The 20,165-nt window shown below is 56.9% G+C and carries 18 protein-coding genes; 3 read left to right on the top strand and 15 right to left on the bottom strand.

Annotated elements, in window-relative coordinates; translation table 11 throughout:
* Positions 1–3: 3 nt before the first annotated feature.
* Both G6N80_RS01845 and G6N80_RS01840 read right to left on the bottom strand, forming a co-directional pair.
* Positions 4–426: a YeeE/YedE family protein gene (locus G6N80_RS01845; protein ID WP_165130863.1), complete on the bottom strand. Its 423-nt coding sequence runs from the start codon at positions 424–426 to the stop codon at positions 4–6.
* A 15-nt stretch (positions 427–441) separates the two neighbouring features.
* On the bottom strand, positions 442–1,368 hold the full coding sequence (locus G6N80_RS01840) for an MBL fold metallo-hydrolase (protein WP_165130860.1): 927 nt from the start codon (positions 1,366–1,368) through the stop codon (positions 442–444).
* A gap of 53 nt (positions 1,369–1,421) precedes the next feature.
* On the opposite strand from G6N80_RS01840, the gene G6N80_RS01835 reads away from it, so the two are divergent.
* Complete coding sequence (locus tag G6N80_RS01835) at positions 1,422–2,129, top strand: peroxiredoxin (protein ID WP_165130858.1); 708 nt, start codon at positions 1,422–1,424, stop codon at positions 2,127–2,129.
* Positions 2,126–2,545: an ArsR/SmtB family transcription factor gene (locus G6N80_RS01830; RefSeq protein ID WP_165130856.1), complete on the top strand. Its 420-nt coding sequence runs from the start codon at positions 2,126–2,128 to the stop codon at positions 2,543–2,545. The genes G6N80_RS01835 and G6N80_RS01830 overlap by 4 nt, the downstream gene beginning before the upstream one ends.
* A gap of 242 nt (positions 2,546–2,787) precedes the next feature.
* Here G6N80_RS01830 and mnhG read toward each other — a convergent pair whose 3' ends face one another.
* Genes mnhG through G6N80_RS01800 form a run of 6 tightly spaced genes read right to left on the bottom strand, consistent with a single transcriptional unit; the run spans position 2,788 to position 8,797 of the window.
* A complete protein-coding gene (mnhG, locus tag G6N80_RS01825; RefSeq protein ID WP_062556790.1) occupies positions 2,788–3,162 on the bottom strand; it encodes a monovalent cation/H(+) antiporter subunit G in 375 nt (124 codons plus the stop codon).
* On the bottom strand, positions 3,159–3,440 hold the full coding sequence (locus tag G6N80_RS01820; RefSeq protein ID WP_062556791.1) for a K+/H+ antiporter subunit F: 282 nt from the start codon (positions 3,438–3,440) through the stop codon (positions 3,159–3,161). Before G6N80_RS01820 ends, mnhG begins: the two co-directional genes overlap by 4 nt.
* Positions 3,437–3,913 carry a Na+/H+ antiporter subunit E gene (locus G6N80_RS01815; RefSeq protein WP_062556792.1) on the bottom strand — a complete coding sequence of 159 codons (477 nt, stop codon included), beginning with the start codon at positions 3,911–3,913 and terminating at the stop codon, positions 3,437–3,439. The genes G6N80_RS01820 and G6N80_RS01815 overlap by 4 nt, the downstream gene beginning before the upstream one ends.
* Positions 3,913–5,541, bottom strand: a complete 1,629-nt coding sequence (locus G6N80_RS01810) for a monovalent cation/H+ antiporter subunit D (protein ID WP_165130854.1) — start codon at positions 5,539–5,541, stop codon at positions 3,913–3,915. The genes G6N80_RS01815 and G6N80_RS01810 overlap by 1 nt, the downstream gene beginning before the upstream one ends.
* The gene (locus G6N80_RS01805; RefSeq protein ID WP_062556794.1) at positions 5,538–5,876 is read right to left on the bottom strand and encodes a Na+/H+ antiporter subunit C; all 339 of its coding nucleotides are present in this window, start codon (positions 5,874–5,876) and stop codon (positions 5,538–5,540) included. The genes G6N80_RS01810 and G6N80_RS01805 overlap by 4 nt, the downstream gene beginning before the upstream one ends.
* Complete coding sequence (locus G6N80_RS01800; protein ID WP_165132269.1) at positions 5,876–8,797, bottom strand: monovalent cation/H+ antiporter subunit A; 2,922 nt, start codon at positions 8,795–8,797, stop codon at positions 5,876–5,878. The genes G6N80_RS01805 and G6N80_RS01800 overlap by 1 nt, the downstream gene beginning before the upstream one ends.
* A gap of 123 nt (positions 8,798–8,920) precedes the next feature.
* Here G6N80_RS01800 and G6N80_RS01795 point away from each other — a divergent pair, with 123 nt between their 5' ends.
* Positions 8,921–9,175 (top strand): helix-turn-helix transcriptional regulator, encoded by a 255-nt coding sequence (locus G6N80_RS01795; RefSeq protein WP_082547356.1) that lies wholly within the window; start codon positions 8,921–8,923, stop codon positions 9,173–9,175.
* 188 nt (positions 9,176–9,363) lie between these two features.
* Here G6N80_RS01795 and G6N80_RS01790 read toward each other — a convergent pair whose 3' ends face one another.
* The 7 genes from G6N80_RS01790 to G6N80_RS01760 all read right to left on the bottom strand — a co-directional run bounded on the left by G6N80_RS01790 (position 9,364) and on the right by G6N80_RS01760 (position 20,155).
* A complete protein-coding gene (locus G6N80_RS01790; RefSeq protein ID WP_062556797.1) occupies positions 9,364–10,041 on the bottom strand; it encodes a response regulator transcription factor in 678 nt (225 codons plus the stop codon).
* A gap of 4 nt (positions 10,042–10,045) precedes the next feature.
* Positions 10,046–12,517, bottom strand: coding sequence for an ATP-binding protein (locus tag G6N80_RS01785; RefSeq protein ID WP_165130852.1), 2,472 nt, complete (start codon positions 12,515–12,517; stop codon positions 10,046–10,048).
* Between the two features lie 73 nt (positions 12,518–12,590).
* On the bottom strand, positions 12,591–15,533 hold the full coding sequence (locus G6N80_RS01780) for a PAS domain-containing protein (protein WP_376748604.1): 2,943 nt from the start codon (positions 15,531–15,533) through the stop codon (positions 12,591–12,593).
* 153 nt (positions 15,534–15,686) lie between these two features.
* A complete protein-coding gene (locus G6N80_RS01775; RefSeq protein WP_165130850.1) occupies positions 15,687–16,760 on the bottom strand; it encodes a Gfo/Idh/MocA family protein in 1,074 nt (357 codons plus the stop codon).
* 1 nt (position 16,761) lies between these two features.
* Positions 16,762–17,778 carry a Gfo/Idh/MocA family protein gene (locus G6N80_RS01770; RefSeq protein WP_165130848.1) on the bottom strand — a complete coding sequence of 339 codons (1,017 nt, stop codon included), beginning with the start codon at positions 17,776–17,778 and terminating at the stop codon, positions 16,762–16,764.
* Between the two features lie 2 nt (positions 17,779–17,780).
* Complete coding sequence (locus tag G6N80_RS01765; protein WP_210300852.1) at positions 17,781–19,037, bottom strand: Gfo/Idh/MocA family protein; 1,257 nt, start codon at positions 19,035–19,037, stop codon at positions 17,781–17,783.
* Positions 19,038–19,072: 35 nt separating this feature from the next.
* A complete protein-coding gene (locus tag G6N80_RS01760; RefSeq protein WP_165130844.1) occupies positions 19,073–20,155 on the bottom strand; it encodes an ABC transporter ATP-binding protein in 1,083 nt (360 codons plus the stop codon).
* Positions 20,156–20,165 lie beyond the last annotated feature (10 nt).

Below are 20,165 nucleotides of genomic sequence, written 5' to 3'. Positions count from 1 at the left end.
AGCTTACCCCGGAAAGTGACGCATGATCAGGACGGTGACAGCGGCAACCGACATGAAAACCACCGTCGCGACGATGGAGCGCGGAGACAGGCGCGCCAGACCACACACACCGTGACCGCTGGTACAACCGGAGCCGAGCCGTGTGCCGAAGCCAACGATGAGACCGCCCGCGACCAGAAGAAGCGGCGACGAAGACACTTCGATGATTGGGAACCGAAGGAATGAGGCCGCAAATGCAGCCCCTGCCAGGATGCCGCCCAGAAAGCCGACGCCGAGCCAACTGATGCCTGAGCCCGTCAATCCAAAGGCGGACGCGGCAAGACCGGAAATCCCGGCGATGCGGCCATTTAGCAGCAGATAAATCGCCGCCGACAAACCGATCAGCAGACCGCCGGCCAAGGGCAAGAGGAATGAACTATAAGACATGGCTTGCTGCCGCCCTCAAAGCGTATTGATCGGGATTTTCAGGTACTGCACGCCATTGTCTTCCGCCGCAGGCAACTTGCCCGCCCGCATGTTGACTTGCACCGACGGCAGGATGAGCTTCGGCATCGCAAGTGTAGCGTCCCGCTCCGTCCGCATTTTTACAAATTCGTCTTCGGTGACCCCGTCATGGACATGAATATTACCTTGACGTTGCTCCGCGACCGTAGTTTCCCACGCATAGTTGTCTCGACCCGGCGCCTTGTAGTCATGGCATAGGAACATGCGCGCAAAACCGGGCAACTGCATCAACCGCGTGATAGAGCGATACAGGGTGCGGGCATCTCCGCCGGGGAAATCACAACGGGCCGTGCCATAGTCCGGCATGAACAAGGTATCGCCGGGAAAGACGGCATCGCCGATCACATAGGCAAGACATGCGGGCGTATGTCCTGGAACATGAAGCACAGTCGCATCGAGTGAGCCGATCTTGAATCGATCGCCATCCTGAAACAGTTGGTCGAACTGACTGCCGTCGCGCTGAAACTCCGTACCCGCATTGAAGATCTTGCCGAAGACTTCCTGGACACGAATGATTTCGCGCCCGATAGCAAGCTGCCCACCGAGCTCCTTCTGCAAAAGCGGGGCAGCAGACAGGTGGTCGGCATGTGCATGCGTTTCAAGAAGCCATTGAACCTCGAGACTTTCGGATTTTACGTAATCAATCACTTCTCGTGCAGAGGCATTCATCGTCCGACCTGAGGCAGGATCGTAATCGAGAACGCTATCAATGATGGCACACGCGCTTGAGCGAGGGTCGCGCACGACATGCGTAACCGTATATGTTGCAGGGTCAAAGAACGATCTCACTAGCGGTCTAGAGGAAGGCTCTTCCAGAGCTGAAGCAACGATCTTCGAGGCAAATTCCAGCGGCGCATCCAACATGGCGACAATCTCCGTTTGCACCAATAATACATATTTACGGTAACTATGCAACTATGTATGTTTGGTTTTGGGTTTGGCGCCTGCCGCGATATGTTTTCTCGGCAAAACAGGAGATTCGCTTGTCAGAAGATTGCACCGTGGAACGAGCAGTTGCTCTGCGCATCCATGATCCCGCTCCAGAATTCACAGCGCGCTCAACCCGCGGCCTCGTGAAGCTGTCAGATTACCGAGGGCGCTGGCTGCTTCTCTTCTCGCATCCAGCCGATTTTACGTCGGTCTGCACAAGCGAGTTCATAGCCTTCGCAAAGGCGGCCCCCGAATTCGAACGCTTGAAATGCGCCCTTCTGGGGCTCTCGGTCGACAGCCTCTATGCTCATCTCGCCTGGCTGCAGGATATAGAGACGCGCTTCGGCGTCAGAGTTGATTTCCCGCTGATCGAAGATTCCGGCATGGCCATTGCACGCGCCTACGGCATGCTGGACCGGCATTCCTCCGGAAGCGCCACTGTCCGCGCAACCTACGTTATTGATGCATCCGGCATAATCCGCGCCATTGTATGGTATCCGATGACGGTGGGGCGCTCTGTTGCGGAGCTTCTGCGCTTAATTGAGGCCTTGCAGACATCAGACCGGGAACAGGCGCTCACCCCTGAAGGCTGGAAAGTTGGCGACAAGCTCATGGAACCTGCCGCTGCTTCGCTTGACGACGCATCTGCTGTCCCACACGGAGATATCTGGTACTTCAGGGAGCGCTCAAAATGAGGAAAACGACTCTCCCACTCGAGCAAATGATAGAAGCATCGGGCGAAGCGGCTGAATTCATTCGCCTGTTTTCAACCTCAAGCAGACTGATGCTGCTCTGCTTCCTGTCGGGACGCGAAGCCTCAGTCGGCGAAATACAGGAAGGGCTTGGTTTCAAGCAGCCAGGCCTCTCCCAGCAACTGGCAGAGTTGCGCCAAGCTGGCGTGGTCCAGACGCGACGCGAATCACGTCAGATCTACTATTCAATCGCGGATGCACGCGTGGCGCGAATACTGGATGTTCTGGTCAGCATGTTTTGCAAGGGCGAGGAACCGCCACCGGCGCATGCATCTATTGAAGGGTCATCCTCTTGCGCACCGACACTTGGCGAGATGGCACAATGGGCCGTCATCACATCGGACACAGGTTTGAAGTAGTGCAGGAAAAGAAAAGGGCCGCGATTGATGCGGCCCGAGTGGATGCTTCAAATTATCTTTGCTTCTCTGAACGGTTACGTCAGTGAATACATGCATCGGCAGGATGTACGAACGTTAAATTCTTCACTTTGCTTCGAACAGTGGTTGCGACTATACTGCGCAGCAGCATATCCCACAATTACCAATATTCAGGTATATATCAGATAAATCCAATATTAACTTCGTGGCGCATGGGGATGACGCTATTCAGCCTCCGTTGCGCGGCTGATGTCCATTTTGTGTGGAACCTGCTGATCGCCTTCCGCTCTATCGCGGTGAAGCGCAGCCCTTGCCAAAAGCATGAAAGTTATCGGCGTTGTTACCGTGACAAAAATTCCGATCAGAATTTCGTGGATGACAAACCGCTCCGCACCCACGGTGAAAAAGATCATGGAAGCAACCATCGTACCGCCGACGCCCCAACTCGTCCCGAGGGTCGGCGCATGTAGCCTCTCGTAAAAACTCGGCAAACGAAGAAGTCCGATCGTACCGATGAGTGTGAGTGCCGCACCCAACAAGAGGAAAAAAGCAACCGCGATTGCGGCCCACACCGGGAAATCGGAAATTGGCTGTATCATTCAATGACCTCCCCTCTCATCAGAAACTTGGCAAGAGCAACCGTTGCAACAAAGCCCAGCATGCCGATCACGAGGGCTGCCTCAAAATAGACCGTTCTTCCAGTACCAATCCCGAATGTGACAAGCAGCAGCATTGCGTTGATGTATAGCGTGTCCAGAGCGATAATCCGATCCTGAGCACGCGGTCCGCGCAACATCCGAACGGAGGCGATGACCATCGCGAGTGCGAATATGAATTGAGCCAAAGAAACGGCTGTCAGCAGAATGATTGCACTCATTCGAAAATCTCCAGCAACAGCACTTCGTACCGGTTTTTGATCATCGCAACCCACTCGTCTCGATCAATGAGATCAAGCACATGCAAAAGCACTGTCTTGTTGCGCGAGTCATATTCCAGCCAGGCAGATCCGGGCGTGGATGTCAGAATTACAGCAAGAACTGCGAGCGCAAAGGGATTCTCCGTTTGGACGGGCAAAAGGATAAACCCGGAGGAATCGGGCCTTTTCTGTCCCATGACAATCAATCGCGCCACGGAGAAATTGGAGCGGATGATATCTACAATCACGATCGCGGCCAGTTTCGGCAAAAGATACCATTTTTTGAGACGAGGCTTCTCCGGACGCAAGGATGCGAGCGCCCAGCCAGCAACGAATCCGACCAAAGAGCCGAGGATTAGGTGACCAAGCGTGAAGCCGTTGAGTAGCATCCACATGATCATCAAACAGAAGGTCAAGATCGGGAACGGAAGCATCAGGGGTCTCCCACCTTTGTCGGTGCGCCTTGATATCCCGGAACCCGATACGCCTTCTGGACGGCCTCAATGTAGTTGGCAGGGTTGCCCAGTGTGCGGATGGTCGTATCCATGTACTGCATCGCAGGCCCCGCCCATACGGTCAGCAGCAATGTCAGCGCCAGCAGGAACATGACAGGTGTCAATTCTATGACCAGGACCCGTGGCACCGTTCCTTCAAGCGAGCCCCAGAACGTCCGGATACCGACGCGTGTCATGGCGATCAGCGATGCAACGCCGGACAGGATAACGAGAACGATCAGGGTCCATACCGCAGCGGTAGGCGGCACCCCAATTGCACCGGCACCAAGCATGGCTGAGAGCATTGCGAATTTTGCGATGAACCCCGAGAGGGGCGGCAGTCCGGCAAGCAATATGCCACAGGCGGCAAAGCAAAGACCGAGGATAGCCATGGTTCCGGGCATAGTCACGCCTTCGGCTTCGTCGATCCCGTCCTCGTCACCCTCGCCATAGGCTTCCATCGTGACGGCGAGAACGTTTGCGCCCGCATCCTGCCCTCGTTCCACAAGCTCGATCAGCATGAAAAACGCACTGATGGTGAATGTCGAACTGACCAGATACAACAAAGCACCGGATGAAACGACGCCATCATTGATGCCGAGAACCATCAAGAGCGTACCGGACGACACGAGTACCGAGTACCCGGCCAGACGACCAAGAGCCTGGGAGGCGAGCACCCCGATAATGCCGTAGATCAAGGTGACCATGCCACCCAGCAAAAGCGCGTTGGCGCCAAATCCATCCAGCGGCCCATCGCCAAACAGCAGCATGGTGAGCCGAAGAATGACATAAATGCCGAGCTTGCTGAGAATGGCGAAGATTCCGGCAACGGGCGCCGAGGCGGCACTGTAGGCCGTTGGCAGCCAGAAGCAGAGCGGCCACATACCCGCCTTGATCAGGAACGCCACGCCAAGTACGCCCGCCCCTGCCTGCAACAGCATGAGCCGATCTGGCTCGATCTGAGGAAGGCGGGCGGCCAGATCCGCCATGTTCAGTGTTCCAGCCGTTCCGTAGATCAGGCTGACACCAATGAGGAAGAACAGCGCGGCGACCAGATTGACCGCAATGTAGTGCATGCCTGCCTTGACGCGAAGCGGACCGGATCCGTGGAGCATGAGCCCGTAGGACGCAGCCAGCATGACTTCGAAGAAGACGAAGAGATTGAACAGGTCACCGGTTAGAAAGGCGCCGTTCAGGCCCGCAAGCAAGAGCTGGAACATGCTGTGAAAATGCGCGCCTTTGGCATGCCAGCGTGCAAGCGAGAAGACCAGCGCCGCAATTCCGAGTAGAGCCGCCAGCAAAAGCATGAGTGCGGAAAGCCCATCCAGCACCAGGACGATGCCAAATGGCGCAGCCCAGTTCCCGAGCAAATAAACGCCGCCAAAGTCGTTCGGTCCGCTTTCGATCTTCAACAGGATGAAAGCAATGAGGACCAGAAGCAGCGTCGAGATGACGCTGATCATTGCCTTGGCAACGCGTTGACGCTCGTCCAGAAAGAGCAGCAGTGCGCTTGCGAGGAGAGGCACTAGAATGGGTGCGATGATCAGATGATGCGACCACTGGATCATCGCTGTTCCTCGCGTCCATCGACATGGTCGTTACCGGTCAGCCCGCGCGATGCGAGAAGGACAACGAGAAACAAAGCTGTCGTTGCGAAACCGATGACGATAGCCGTCAGCACCAATGCCTGCGGAACCGGATCGGAAAGGGTGGCAGGCAGAACATCGTCCGACAGAATCGGAGGCATGTTGCTCTTCACTCCGCCGACGCCGAAAATAAATAGATTCACAGCATAGGACAGAAGCGAAAGCCCGACGATCACCTGATATGTGCGTGGACGCAGGATCAGCCAGACGCCGCATCCCGTCATCACACCGATGGCAAGAGATAGAATCAGTTCCATCAGGTTTCCTCCGCCTTGGCCGCTTCCATGGCCCGCAAGCGATTGATGCGGATCGACTGGTGCGCAAGTGCCACGAGTATCAGCACGGTCGAGCCGACAACGAGCATGAAGACGCCGAGATCGAACAAGAGCGCGGTCGCTGCCGGTACTTTGCCAACAAGAGGCAGGTCGAGATACTGGAAATGCGAGGTGAGGAAGGGATAGCCAAGTAGCCAGGCTCCCATTCCTGTTGCCATCGCAGTCAGGAGACCAACTCCCATCCAGCGAAGCGGTAGAATACGGATGCGATCTTCCGCCCAGCGCGTGCCGCCCGCGAGATACTGAAGAAGGAAGGCGATCGACATTGTTAACCCCGCCGAGAATCCACCGCCCGGCATGTCATGTCCGCGCATGAAAAGATAAACCGCGAATGTGATGATGACGGGGAACATCCATTGCATGATTACGGATGGTACGAGCAGGTAGTCGCGTACGGTGTCACCCGGAGCACGTTCCGGCTGCTCCTCGTCGAACCGAGCCTGAATACGTTGTTGCTCGGGCACGGCAAAGCTGTCGGCGGCGGGGCGGAAACGTCGCAGAAGCGCATAGACTGTCAACGCGACGACACCAAGCACCGCAATTTCGCCCATCGTGTCGAAGCCGCGAAAGTCGACCAGAATGACATTGACGACGTTACGCCCGCCCCCTTCAGAATAGGCATTCTCAAGGAAATAGTTGGCAATCGCATCGGGCACCGGCATCGTCATGACCGCAAACGCGATGAAGGACATGCCGATGCCGCAGGAAACAGCGAGCACCAGATCCCGGAAACGCCGCGCCCGTGCGCGAATCGTCATCTGATCGACCAATAGTGCATTTCGTTTCGGCAACCAGCGCAGACCCAACAGGATCAGGACCGTCGTCACGACTTCTACCAGCAATTGGGTGATCGCCAGGTCCGGTGCAGAGAGCCACACGAAGGTTACGCAAACGACCAGACCGACGCCGCCCAGCAGGACAAGTGCCGCCAGCCGGTGGTATTTGGCGAGATAGGCTGCGGCCAGCGACATTCCAGCACCCAGCGCCCACAGCACGGCGAATGCCGGGTCGACGCCGGTGAAGACGAAGGGGCGCGCTTCGAAACCCGCCAACCATAGCGGTAACAACCCGGCAAGGAACCCGATGAAAACGATCCAGCGCAATTGCGGCTGAAGATTGCGCGTGCCAATCCTGCTCTCGGCCCAGCGCGCCCAGCGCCAGGAAACGGCGACAAGAACGCGCTCGAATATTCGTTGCCCGCGTAGACGGCGAATGAAGGGCGGTCCATCCTCACACGTTGCCAGGTAGCGACGAATAGCAACATAAATCAGAACACCACCGATGAGAGCGATGGCGCTCATCAGAAGAGGGATGTTGAAGCCGTGCCAGATCGCAAGGCTGTATTCAGGCGTTTTTGCGCCGAGTACGCTCATGACCGCCGTCGCCAAAAAGGGTGCGATCGAAATCGAAGGAACGATCCCGACGATCAGGCAGACGATAACGAGGAACTCGATCGGAAACCGCATCCAGTGCGGCGGCTCGTGCGGCTCCGACTTCGGCAAGCCCTCAGGCTTCGGTCCGAAAAACACCGTATGAATAAAGCGAAGCGAATAGGTGACGCTGAACGCGCCAGCAAGCGTGGCAACGTAGGGAAGAATCCGGTCAAGCCAGGAATCGGCATGTGTTTCGACGGCTTCTGCGAAAAACATCTCCTTCGAGAGAAACCCGTTCAGCAGCGGCACCCCGGCCATGGCTGCGCTGGCGACCATGGCAAGCGTTGCCGTAATGGGCAGGTAGCGTAAAAGGCCGCTGAGACGCCGCATGTCACGTGTTCCGGTTTCATGGTCGATGATCCCCGCCGCCATGAAAAGCGACGCCTTGAAGGTCGCATGGTTCAGCATATGGAAAATCGCGGCTACGGTCGCGAGCGGACTGCCAAGGCTGAGCAGAGTGGTGATCAGCCCCAGATGGCTGATCGTCGAATAGGCCAGGAGCCCCTTCAAGTCCTGTTGGAAAATGGCGAAATAGGCGCCTAGTAACAGCGTAAGCATTCCGGCAAGGCCGACCAGGAAAAACCATTCATAGGTACCGGAAAGCGCGGGCCATAGACGCACCAGCAAAAACACACCAGCCTTTACCATGGTTGCCGAATGGAGGAAGGCCGAAACCGGGGTCGGTGCCGCCATCGCATTGGGCAGCCAGAAATGAAAGGGAAACTGCGCGCTTTTCGTCAAGGCGCCGAGAAGAATGAAAATCAGCGTCGGAAGATAGAGTGGATGTTCGCGGATCACGTCGCCGGAGGCAAGGATCTTGTCGAGATCATAGGTGCCGGTGATATTACCCAGCAGAAGCATTCCGACCAGCAGGCAAAAGCCACCGATCCCGGTGATGGTGAGCGCCATTCGCGCACCATCGCGTGCCGCAGCATTGTGGTGCCAGTAGCTGATCAGCAGGAACGAGAATATGCTTGTGAGCTCCCAGAAGACGGAGAGCAGGATTACGTTGCCGGATACGACAATCCCGAGCATGGCGCCCATGAACGCCAAGAGAAACGAGAAGAAACGAGGGATCGGATCGTCTTCCGACATGTAATAACGGGCGTAGAGAACAACCAGCAAACCGATGGCGGTGATCAGCGTGGAGAAAATCCAGGCGAAACCATCCATGCGCAGCGTGAAGTTAAGGCCGAACTGCGGAAGCCACTCCGCCTCGAAGCGCAGAACGTTTCCGTCAACGACGTTCGGATAAGCCAGTATGCAAAGGGCGAGACAGCACGCGGTTACCGTTGCGGCAACCGCCACGGGTAGATCCCGAGAGGTTGTATTGAGAATGAACGCCGACGCCAGGCTGCCAAGAAATGGCAACAGAACAATAAGTACAAGAATGTAGGGCCCGAGCGTTATCCCAAGGACTTAAACCTTTCTGGTTGAGAACGCACCATCCAGACTTGCAAAGCAGAGCCTCTGGAAATCGGCGCAGAAACGATCTATATGATCACTGTCGACCAATATGGGCAGGTTGTTGAGATGGGTCAACCCGGTAGCAGCAGAATATTGACGCCTGCGCTCTGTCGCGCGGCCCGTGGCTTTCTGGATTGGACGCAGACGGATCTGGCGGATCGGTCAGGTGTATCCCGAAGCACGATCCGGGATTACGAAGGCAGCCGTCACGATGTTCATCGCGCGACCGAGGCACAACTTCGGCAAGCATTTGAAGCGGGTGGCGTGCGGTTTATTTCAGCTCCAGGAAATTCAATCGGTATTGGCGGAGCTTCCCCTTGAGCAAGGCGGGCGACTAGAGCATTTCCGGCAAACTCGGGATCACTCTGACACATCGATTGTGTGACGGGATCAAGCCGAGACATGAAGGGCATATCCCTTGAGACCTTCGAGTGTATCGGCGTGGATATCGGTGCAAACGCGCAGTGGAGTTTGCCGGGAATGCTCGGCTTTTCAGGTCGGACCGATGCTTATGCCCTGCCAACCATCAACGCATATCCAATACCGCGTACAGTCAGAATGGGTGCGTCTTTGCCATCCAGCTGCATCTTCTTTCGCAAACGGGCGATGAGGTTGTCGACGGTATGTCCGCTAATCGAGGTCGGATCGCGATTGGCAATAACGTCCAGTAGAAAGTCTCGCGAAAGCGGCTCACCCGGCCTTGAGGCAAGGGCGACCAGTATATTCATCTCACCGGCGGTCAATTCCAGCAATTGTCCATTCGGGCGAAAGAGTTCGCGGCGAACGACATCGAGGATCCACCCGTCGAACGTGATCACCGGCTCGCGTGAGCGTCGGAGCACACTTCGAATCCGCGCATGAAGCGTTTTCAGATTGATCGGCTTCGTAACATAATCATCGCCGCCAGCGTCCAGGCCTGCCAGAATATCGTCATCGGAATCGCGCGCAGTGACGAAAATCAGCCCGTAAAGAGAACCGAGCCTGAGCTTGCGAGCAGCTTCAATGCCGTCACCATCTGGCAGGTTCACGTCGAGAAGAATGATGTCAGGCTGATGGCTCTGCAGACGTTGACGCATCTCCGCCAGGGAGCGGGCTGCGAAAGTTGTCATGCCGTTCTGTTTGAGAAATGAGCAGATCAGCTCCAGGCTCTCAGGCGCATCTTCAACCACAAGAACCGTTGTACTCATGACGTTACTCGATACTCCGCCGCTGACTTGCGGCACTGACTGCGTTTATTCGGGATATGCTGAAATAAACGGCGTCCCGCAATTTCGAGCACGTTTCTATGTGATGCTGCGGTTCTGCTGTCAACGCCTGCGCTGCTGCTTCGGCAAGTATCTGATCTCCCATGTTCGCAGCACTTCCTTTCAAACGATGGGCAATCTCCCTTAATCCGACGTCAGTCATGTCGGCATTCTGAAGAAGGTCGTGCTCATCTGCCAGGTGCTTCAGGAACAGGTCGTTCACGTTGGAGTATATTTGTTCACCGGGCAGGATAATGGAATCGTCGTCGCTTGATGCACGCAGCAGACGCGCGGCGAGCTCTTCGTCAGACATCGTCAAGCTGAGCGAAATTGCCGGACTTTGCTGAGGATCTTTGCCATGTGACACGGGCATTTCGTTCCTGAACATGACGAGGGAGGCTGATGCGGGCAGAAGCGGCTTGAGATCTCGCAAATCATCTGCCCCGTCGAGTGCAATCACGCCTGGGAAGGGCCGGGCTTTCAACATGGATCGTGCAGCCGAAAAATCCCGCGCAGGGAACAAGCGCAAATCCAGTCTGCGCAGCCGTAACTGCAGCGTCTTGGGAACTTCCCCGACGAGCAATACATCATCGCCTCTTTGCAGAAGACCAGTCGACTTTTTTCTCTCCGGCAGAGAAGCCAGAAGATGTAAGAGAGCGTCGATGTCAATTGGCTTGGCAAGATGCCCGTCCATCCCTGCGGCGAGTGACCGCTCGATATCTTCGCGCATCGCATTGGCCGTCAATGCGATGATGGGGAGGCCTGTGCACCGGCCGCCAAGCGCCCGAATACGTCGGGTGGCTTCGAAACCATCCATTCCCGGCATCTGTAGATCCATAAGCACGACATCGAACGAGCGTTGCTGGATACGTTCGAGAGCCGACAGACCGCCGTCGACAACCTCGCAGCGATGCCCCGCTGCCGTCAAAAGACCAGAGGCAACAGCCTGGTTCACCGGATTGTCCTCGACGATGAGGATATTCAGCCTTTGCCTCCCAACCACATCTTCCGTGCCAGCAGCATTGGCGACGGTGAGTTCCGGCGCCACTGGCAAGAGTGGCAGGCTCACGAGGAAAGCGCTCCCCTCTCCGGGCGCGCTCTGAACCGCAATCGTTCCCTTCATGGTCTCTACTAGACGCCGCACGATAGCCAAGCCAAGGCCCGAACCGCCGAAGCGCCGCTTGATGGTTGCATCAACCTGCACGAATGGCTGGAAGAGACTAGGAATTTCGTCTGAGGGAATGCCGATACCGCTATCCTTGACTTCAATCGTGACCTGGTCCCTTACCGGATCCCGCTGTATATCGATAACGACATAGCCCTTTTCGGTGAACTTGACCGCATTGCCTACCAGATTGAAGAGGATCTGCCGTAGACGCGCTGCATCACCTAGCACCCAGCCAATGGAGGCTGTCTCCTGCACAAGCCTCAGTTCAATCGCCTTTTCCCTTGCGCGCGGCATCATGAGGTCCACAACATCCTGGGTCAGGCGTCCAAGATCGACCGGTTCATGCAGAACGACATCCACGCCGCGCTCCAGACTGGAGAGATCCAGCACGTCATCCAGAATGGCACGCAAAGCCTCCGCGGAGCGACGGACAACGCTCAATCGCTTGCGCACCGAAGCGCTGAGTTTCTCGCCCAGCAAGAGCTGAATCATGCCAAGGATGCCATTCATCGGCGTGCGGATTTCATGGCTCATGACCGCGAGAAACTCGCTCTTGATCCTTTCTCCAGCCTCGGCCCGATCCTTCGCAGCGATCAGTTCGCGGTTGATGCGTCGCATCTCTTCCATGTGCAAGAACTCGACGCGTCGCATGCGGTTCAACTGGATACGGGCCATATTGCCTGCGACATAGGCGACGGTCGCCACCAGAAAAATAGACGAGAGATCCAGCAGGCTTTCAGGATCTGGCCGCAACACGCCCCAAAACATAAGGCTGATAATCCAGGCATAGGCGCTGGCCAGAGCAACCGGAAAAGCGCGGCCAGGCAGATACATTGGCAGCGCAATCGCGATCAGCGGGATGAGAGTCCCGCCATGCCGTGTCAGAGCAGGGTGATTGAAGATCAGCGCATTGAAAAAGAAGAAGATGATGGTTTGCGCATAACTCGCGAACACGATCTCCCGCTGAGAGTTGGCTTTCGCCAGGGCAAGCAGCGTCGCCACGCACAAAATCGCAAGACCGAACCGAATGCCGAGGAACTCATAGAGTATCGGCGGTTCGATCATCATCAGGTCCATCGGGGCAAACGATACGCTCGCCACTGTCGTCGCAATGACGCAAAGGCGGGCAATGTTGAGTGTTTCGGCTCGCGCAGTTTCTGCATAGCGGGCCTCGACATCACGGTCGCGAAATTCGCCGGTCCATATGATCGCATGACGCTGATCAACCGGTTGTTGTTGCATTGAGGTCATGGAGACAAACGCTACTGAGGAAACTACGCCTGTTATGGCACAGTTCCCTCAGATGACGAAAGGCTGCCGGTTCTCACATAGCTTGAGACGTCAGTACTTTCTCCAGCGCAATCTTGACCTGTTCCTGATGGTAAGGCTTGCGCAAAAGAGTGGATCGCTCCGGCGCGCCAGGAGGCGCATGTGTTTCGCCCGTTGCGAAAACGACATGCAGTGCCGGATTATGTTCCACCGCACGTTTCGCAAGGCTTCCGCCATCAATGTCGGGGAGGCCAACATCGGTCACAAGCACGTCGATCGGTTCGGAAGAAAGAGCCGCCAGAGCTTCCGCTCCATTGGCTGCCTCGATGACCTGATAGCCGAAATCAGCAAGCATTTCCGCTGTGCTCGACCGGATCAGCATATCGTCTTCCACCAGCAGAACAACTGTTTCGCTTGCCAAGGCTTGTGGCACGACCGCTGTGCGATCACGCAGAACAGTTTCGGCAACCTCAGCCTGCTTCTGGTTGGCAATCACATGACGAATGCGTCGCGCAAGCGCCTCCCGCGAATAAGGCTTCGACAAAAGCTCGACGCCTGCATCCAGAATTCCGCCATGAACGATAGAGTTCTCCGTGTATCCGGACGTGAAGAGAACGGCGAGGTTCGGTAGGCGTTCCTTCGCACGTCGCGCCATCTCGCGGCTTTTCATGGGACCGGGCATGACGACGTCCGTGAAGATGACGTCGATGGGCAGGCCGCTCTCGACGACATTCAGACCCGCCTGCGCGTCCTTTGCCGTGAGAACTCTGTAGCCGAGATCTGCAAGAGTTTCGACGACAGTGTTGCGAACCTCTTCGTCGTCCTCAACGACAAGGACCGTCTCCGTACCGCCAACGATGGGACCGGTCTGGATCGTGACCTCGCGATCTTCGTCAGCGATGGAGCGTGGAAGGTAGATCTTGACGGTCGTCCCCTGACCTATCTCGCTGTAGATCTTGATATGTCCACCGGACTGCTTGACGAAGCCGTAGACCATGGACAGCCCGAGACCTGTTCCCTTGCCTTCAGGCTTGGTGGAGAAAAATGGCTCGAAGACCTTTTCGAGGATTTCGGCAGGCATGCCCGATCCGGTATCTGTGACGGCCAACATGACATACTGACCGGGCGAGACTTCCGCATGGGTGCGCGCATAGTCCTGGTCGAGGCTTGCATTGCCAACTTCGATTGTCAGCTTGCCCGAGCCATCCATGGCGTCGCGCGCATTGATGGCCAAATTCAGAAGCGCGTTCTCCACCTGCGCCGGATCAGCATAGGTATTCCATAGACCGCCAGATGTTATGACTTCGATCTCGATTGCTTCACCCAACGAGCGTCTAAGCAGATCATCCATGCCGGCAATGAAACGGCTGATGTTGATGACCCTCGGTTCGAGTGCCTGACGCCGCCCGAAGGCCAGTAGCTGGCTGGCAAGCTTTGCACCGCGGCTGACACCTGCCAGCGCATTGCTGACACGCCGTTCAGCCCGACCGTTACCGGCAACATCCTTCAGCAAAAGCTGGAGGTTGCCTTGGACGACTTGCAGCAGGTTGTTGAAGTCGTGCGCGACGCCGCCGGTCAACTGGCCAATGGCTTCCATCTTCTGCGCCTGCTGCAGCGCCCGCTCCGCCTGACGACGTTCAGCCATCTCTGTTTCAATACGCGCCTCAAGGCTTTCGTTGAGCTGCCGCAGCTGCTCTTCGGCACGCTGTCGGTGGCGGATCTGCCTCTCCAGACTGCTTGCATGCTCCTGAAGGCTGAGTTCCGCCTGGCGCTGCTCGGTAATGTCGGTATGGACACCAACCCATTCCTCGATCTCGCCTTGCGCGTCCAGAATGGGCACGGCCCGGATGATGAAGGTCCGATAGACCCCATCGTGACGGCGCACCCGATGCTCCCAGATGTACGTCGTCTTTTCAGCGACAGCCTCCCGCCAGCTGGCGATCGATCCCGCCCGGTCATCCGGATGAACGGCATTGGACCAACCATATCCCTGGTATTCTTCAAAGGTCTGACCCGTCAACGCCGACCAGCCAGGCTGCGCACCCACCATTCGTCCGTCAGCCGTGTTGGTCCAGAGAACACCATGAACGGCGCTCACCGCGGCCTTGAACCTGTCATTGCTGCGACGAAGTGCAATTTCGCTCTGCTTGCGGCTTTCGATGTCGATAATCAGGATGTAGAGACCGTCGACCACGCCCTCAGACGTCGAGCGCGGAATGTAGCGAACCTCTGCGGTGCGGCTTTCGCCGTCTGGACGCCGGATCACAGTGTCCGTGATCACAACCTCACCCGCCAAGGCACGGTCCAGAAGCGGCTTTCTGGCCTCGTAATAAGCTTGCCCAATCACCTCTGAGGCGTGTTTGCCTACCACCTCGTCTGCGTTCAGCCCGAACCACTCGATGTAGCCCTGATTTGCAAAGCGATAGACGTGGTTGCGATCGAGAAAGCCGACGAGGATCGGCATTGCATCGGTCAGCCGGCGCAACTCCTCACGGCTCTCTGCCAAAGCGCGAACTGCGATGACTTTCTCGGTGTTTTCAAGAACCGTGCAAAGGACGCCGTCCACACGGCCGTCTTCGCAATAAATCGGCGTGTAGAAGAGATCGAAGATCACATCTTCTGCTTCACCATGGCGGTACAGCGTCATGACCTGATCGCGGAAAGACTGCACCTCGCCACGGAAACCGGCTTCCAGGATCTTGCGGTTCCAATCCCAGATCTCCGGCCAGATATCCTGCACCCGCGCACCCAGAGCGCTTGGGTGATAACTTCCGGCAATTTCGACATAGGCATCGTTGTAGATCATCACATGATCCGCACCCCACATCAGAACCTGCGGGATGGGAGAATTGACGATGGAATTGACCTTGATCCGCAAATGTTGCGGCCATTCGGAAATGGGGCCCAACGAAGTCTGCGACCAGTCGAACTGCCGAATGAGTTCACCGGTCTCACCGCCGCCGAGAGGCCAGTGCGCGGACACGAACTGAAGGTTCATCAGAAACCCCAAATATAAGGAAAATCGCTGCGGCGTGATATGGTGCGCAATCGGTTTTGTCCAAGGGATTCTGAGTGCCAATCCGATATTTTTTCAGGTTCGGAAACGGCAGCAAAGAAACTTTCGGCAAGCGTGGCCGTTTGACCACGCCTTTCAGGTCAACAATTGCTGGAAATCGCGATCGTCATGATCTTCCGCCAGCGGGAGCTGGACGATGGTTTTTCCGCGCGCTGAAGTGTAGATGGCCGTCATCAACTCCGCTGAATGATAGCCTTCGGCGATGGTCGGGAGGTATGTATCCGGCTGTCCCGTTAGTGCACGATGGATATCGGCGAAGAAGCCAGGGAAGCGCGGTGGCACCTCTTCCGTGCCTGCCACGATGGCATCCACCTCAGCCTGAAGCGATGGGTCACGCGCTATAAATGTCCATGGCGCCGAGCAGACGTTGTAAGGCTCATCGCTTGACGTGATCGTCACCTGTTCGAAGCAGGCCCTGAAGCGCGAAATGTTCCCGGCAGATCCGAGCGTAATCGACGAGGTGACCATCGCGCCTTCGGTGGTGCGCATGGAAATGGCGGCGCAATCCTCTGTTTCGATGGGGTTGACCCGCGTATCCAGGAAAGCGGCGACTTCGCACACATTGCCCGCCAGATGCGTTGCGAGATTATGCAGATGGCACGCGTGGCTGACGATGACGCCGCCCAGCTCTCCCGCCCATGTTCCTCGCCAGCGCTCTGCGTAATAGTCCGCGCCGCGCTGCCAATGGGTTTCCAGTGAAATCACATAGGGACGCCCCAGCAGTCCTGCCTGTTTCAGCCGATGCGTTGCGAGATAGCTCCGGCCATAGCGGTATTGGAACACCGGGAACAGCCGACCGGTGCTATTTCCGGCTGCTAACATGAGCTTTCGCATGTCTGCAAGCGATCCGGCCAAGGGCTTTTCGCAGACCACATGCTTGCCCGCCTCAAGCGCCTTGATCGACATGGACACATGCAACCCTGGGGGCAGGCAAATGTCGACAATATCGATCGACGGATCAGCAAGCACCGCATCAAAACTGGTGACGGCCTGCGCCCTGGGCGCAAGGCTGGCTGCGTCCTCGGCGCGGGCAAGGTTGAGATCGCAAACGCAAGCGACCTCGAACGCCTCTGGCAGTTGCAGATATCCGACCACATGGGCCTTGCCGATACCGGCTCCGATGACTGCCACGCGAAATCGACTGCTCATTCTACTGCTGACTTTCTGCCTTTGCCTGCGCCTGAAGCGCGAGTTGCGTCGCAAGAAACGCATGCGCCTGCGTCATCGCAACCTCGGTTCGCTCGATGATATCGGTATAGAATTTGCCGAAGAATGGCAGTCCCGCGCCGGTCGCTTCGAAATGCTCGACACCCTTCTGATCCGCCAGAAACACATGATCCTTGCCGGGTCGTCCCGCGATATCAATGTATTTACGAAGCTCGATCGTGCCATGCGTACCGAGGATGGTCATCCGGCCATCTCCCCACGTCGGCAGGCCATCCGGGGTAAGCCAGTCAACGCGCGCGTAACCTCTACCGCCATTGCCTTCCAGCAAGACTTCGCCGAAATCCTGAAAGTCCGGGCGGTCGGGATTAGCCACATTCCCAATATGCGCAGTGACGACGCTAGCTTGCGTCGATCCGGTGAAGTGCAGGAACTGATCGAACTGATGGGCACAGATGTCGGTCAGAATTCCACCATAGCGCAACCTTTGCCAGAACCAGTTAGCGCGGAGTGATGGATTATGGCGGTGCGGTCCCAATCCGACCGTTTGCACCACTTTGCCAATGCGCCCTTCCCTGATCAGTTGATCGGCCAACGTGACGCTTTCAACCTGCAAACGCTCCGAGAAGCATACAACCCACTTTCGGCCCGTGGCGTTGACGCACTCGCGGATTGCCTCAAGTTCGGAAAGCGTCGTACAGCCGGGCTTGTCTACGAAAGCGTCCTTGCCCGCCTGCATGGCGGCAATGGCAATGCCTGCCCGCTGGTCGTTAATCGCGGCCGATACGATCAGTTGCACGGAAGCATCGTCAAGCAAGGCATCCGGCTCTACCATCGGCACATCAGGATAGGATTCGCCAAATCTCTGGCATTGAGAAAGCGGGGTTTCAGCGCTGGTGGCCCAACCGGTGAATTCCGCCCCCTCGCCTATGAGACCATTGATCATGCCGTAGATGTGGTTGTGATCAATGCCGATGACGGCAAATTTCAGGGGCGGCCTCATCGCTATCGCTCCAGTTGAATGCCGCGTGCGCGCAGCATGGCTTGGATTTCGACGACCGAACCCGTTTCGATCGACGCATTTGCCGCTATGCCGGTCAGGATGGACCAGGCACCTGCAACATGATCGGATGCACGATTGAAACGGTCCGGCTCCATGCCTTCAGGATCGAAGATATAGCCGAGCATCACCGGATCAGCTCCGCCGTGATGCCCCTTGGCCTTTGGCACCTCCAGCATCCGGGGCTGCTCACCCGCCAGATGAAGCTCCGTGGTGATCGCATCCTCGTCAGCATGCGCGCGCTCACCCCCGAAGACTCCATGTACTTCGACGTGGCGATGAGTGATGTCGCCCTTGGTGCCTTGGAACTTGATCTCCAGACCTTCCCACGGCGAATAGGCGGTCAGCGTGTAATTCGCCGTAACACCGGATGCGTAGCGGATATGCGCCTGCATCGTATCCTCGATACCGATTTCCTTGTCGAACACACAGAGGTCGCGGTAGTAGCCATCGGCAGCTTCCGCATCCAAATAGAGGCTTTTGAGTGCTGGGTCTTCCGCCATATTCAGCTCAAAATCGCACTTGTGCGCGACAGGACAGTCGGCACAGCGACGACCGCGATCCTCAAGACCAAATTCGATAGCTGTCTCCGGACGATAAAAGACGCGCTTTCCTGAAGCGAACACTTGGGTCGGAACAGTGCCCAGCCACCAGTTCAACAGATCGAAATGGTGCGTGGACTTGTGAACCAGAAGCCCGCCTGAGTTCTCCTTCTGGCGGTGCCAGCGTCTGAAATAATCCGCACCATGGACGCGATCCAGATGCCAGCGGAAGTCTACGGCCGTCACGGTGCCAATCGCGCCGGAAGCGATCAACTCGCGGATCTGCGTACGGGCTGGAGAGTAACGATAATTGAAGGTGACCTTGACCTGACGACCGGTGCGTTTCTGCGCATCGATGATCATCTTCAGGCGTGAGAGATCGATGGTGAGCGGCTTCTCGCAGATGACATCGCAACCAGCTTCGAAGGCCCGAACGATGTAATCCGAATGCAGGAAATCAGGCGTTGCGACCACGACCGTGTCCGGCCTCTGCTCGGCAATCAGACGGTTGAAATCATCAGCCAGATAGGTTGCCACACCGTTGGTGCCGGGAACCGATGCGGCTTGGGCTGCTTCGCTCAGCCGATGCGGATTGCTATCGCACAAAGCCACGATTTCATGTTTATCGGAGTAGTCCTCGATCACGGAATCCCGGAACATCTTGTGCCGAGATCCGCATCCTACGATAGCGATTTTCACTGGATTCTGCCTTCATTCTCTGTGGGTTCGACGCGTTGCCCCGCCGCATCGAAGTAATGCAGGTCGAATGGGTCAAAGCCAATCGTGACAGGGTCTCCGGTACGATAGCCGACCTTGCCATTGTCGCTGACCAGCAATACCTGACCCGAAGAGAGCGTTACGTGCATGAGCGTTTCGTTGCCGAGATATTCCACCAGCTTCACAGTTCCCTCGGCGGTGACTTTGCCTGATCCGATGCGGACACTTCCCGGGCGCACACACAGCGTCAGTTCCTGATCGGTCGTGCCAAGGGCTGGCAGCGCAAAGGCGGGAAGGCCATCCACGACAGCCTGATTATCGGAAACCTTGGCCTTCAGCATGTTAATCTTCGGGGAGCCAATGAAGCCCGCGACGAAAAGGTTCTGCGGCTTTTCGTAAAGCTCCTGCGGCGTGCCTACCTGCTCTATCTTGCCGCCGCGCAGCACCACGATACGGCTGGCCATGGTCATGGCTTCCACCTGATCGTGCGTCACATAGATCATCGTTGTGCCGAGACGCGTGTAGAGAGAGGCAAGCTCGGCGCGCATTTGAACGCGCAGCTCCGCATCGAGATTTGACAGCGGCTCATCGAACAGGAACAACTTCGGTTCGCGCACGATAGCGCGGCCGATTGCAACGCGCTGCTTCTGACCACCGGAAAGCTGGCGCGGCTTGCGATCCATGAGCTTTTCGATCTGCAGAATACGTGCGGCTTCGGCAACACGCCGATCCACCTCAGCCTTCGGCATCTTGAAGTTCTGCAGGCCGAAAGCGAGGTTCTTGGCCACGCTCATGTGCGGATAGAGTGCGTATGACTGGAATACCATCGAAAGCTCGCGCTTGGACGCAGGCAGATCGTTCACGATCTTGTTGCCGATCGCGACCGTGCCCTCGCTGATGTCCTCCAGCCCGGCAATCATGCGAAGAAGTGTCGACTTTCCGCAGCCGGATGGCCCAACCAGCACCAGAAACTCGCCATCATGAATATCCAGGTTCAGGCCCTGGATGATCGACAACGCACCGTAGCGCTTGCCGACATTACGAAGTGTCAATCCAGCCATTTCAAGCCAT

It is taken from the genome of Rhizobium rhizoryzae, from assembly GCF_011046895.1.
In the GTDB taxonomy this organism is placed as follows: domain Bacteria; phylum Pseudomonadota; class Alphaproteobacteria; order Rhizobiales; family Rhizobiaceae; genus Neorhizobium; species Neorhizobium rhizoryzae.
This window is presented reverse-complemented; position numbering and strand designations above follow the sequence as displayed.

Coding starts and splice junctions, on each gene's coding strand:
- G6N80_RS01830 (WP_165130856.1), top strand. CDS start 2,126: ATGAGGAAAACGACTCTCCCACTCGAGCAAATGATAGAAGCATCGGGC.
- G6N80_RS01765 (WP_210300852.1), bottom strand. CDS start 19,037: ATGTTCCGGGATTCCGTGATCGAGGACTACTCCGATAAACATGAAATC.
- G6N80_RS01760 (WP_165130844.1), bottom strand. CDS start 20,155: ATGGCTGGATTGACACTTCGTAATGTCGGCAAGCGCTACGGTGCGTTG.
- G6N80_RS01840 (WP_165130860.1), bottom strand. CDS start 1,368: ATGTTGGATGCGCCGCTGGAATTTGCCTCGAAGATCGTTGCTTCAGCT.
- G6N80_RS01785 (WP_165130852.1), bottom strand. CDS start 12,517: ATGACCTCAATGCAACAACAACCGGTTGATCAGCGTCATGCGATCATA.
- G6N80_RS01780 (WP_376748604.1), bottom strand. CDS start 15,533: ATGAACCTTCAGTTCGTGTCCGCGCACTGGCCTCTCGGCGGCGGTGAG.
- mnhG (WP_062556790.1), bottom strand. CDS start 3,162: ATGATACAGCCAATTTCCGATTTCCCGGTGTGGGCCGCAATCGCGGTT.
- G6N80_RS01805 (WP_062556794.1), bottom strand. CDS start 5,876: ATGGAACTGATTCTATCTCTTGCCATCGGTGTGATGACGGGATGCGGC.
- G6N80_RS01845 (WP_165130863.1), bottom strand. CDS start 426: ATGTCTTATAGTTCATTCCTCTTGCCCTTGGCCGGCGGTCTGCTGATC.
- G6N80_RS01790 (WP_062556797.1), bottom strand. CDS start 10,041: ATGAGTACAACGGTTCTTGTGGTTGAAGATGCGCCTGAGAGCCTGGAG.
- G6N80_RS01770 (WP_165130848.1), bottom strand. CDS start 17,778: ATGAGGCCGCCCCTGAAATTTGCCGTCATCGGCATTGATCACAACCAC.
- G6N80_RS01835 (WP_165130858.1), top strand. CDS start 1,422: ATGTATGTTTGGTTTTGGGTTTGGCGCCTGCCGCGATATGTTTTCTCG.
- G6N80_RS01775 (WP_165130850.1), bottom strand. CDS start 16,760: ATGAGCAGTCGATTTCGCGTGGCAGTCATCGGAGCCGGTATCGGCAAG.
- G6N80_RS01795 (WP_082547356.1), top strand. CDS start 8,921: ATGGGTCAACCCGGTAGCAGCAGAATATTGACGCCTGCGCTCTGTCGC.
- G6N80_RS01810 (WP_165130854.1), bottom strand. CDS start 5,541: ATGATCCAGTGGTCGCATCATCTGATCATCGCACCCATTCTAGTGCCT.
- G6N80_RS01820 (WP_062556791.1), bottom strand. CDS start 3,440: ATGAGTGCAATCATTCTGCTGACAGCCGTTTCTTTGGCTCAATTCATA.
- G6N80_RS01815 (WP_062556792.1), bottom strand. CDS start 3,913: ATGCTTCCGTTCCCGATCTTGACCTTCTGTTTGATGATCATGTGGATG.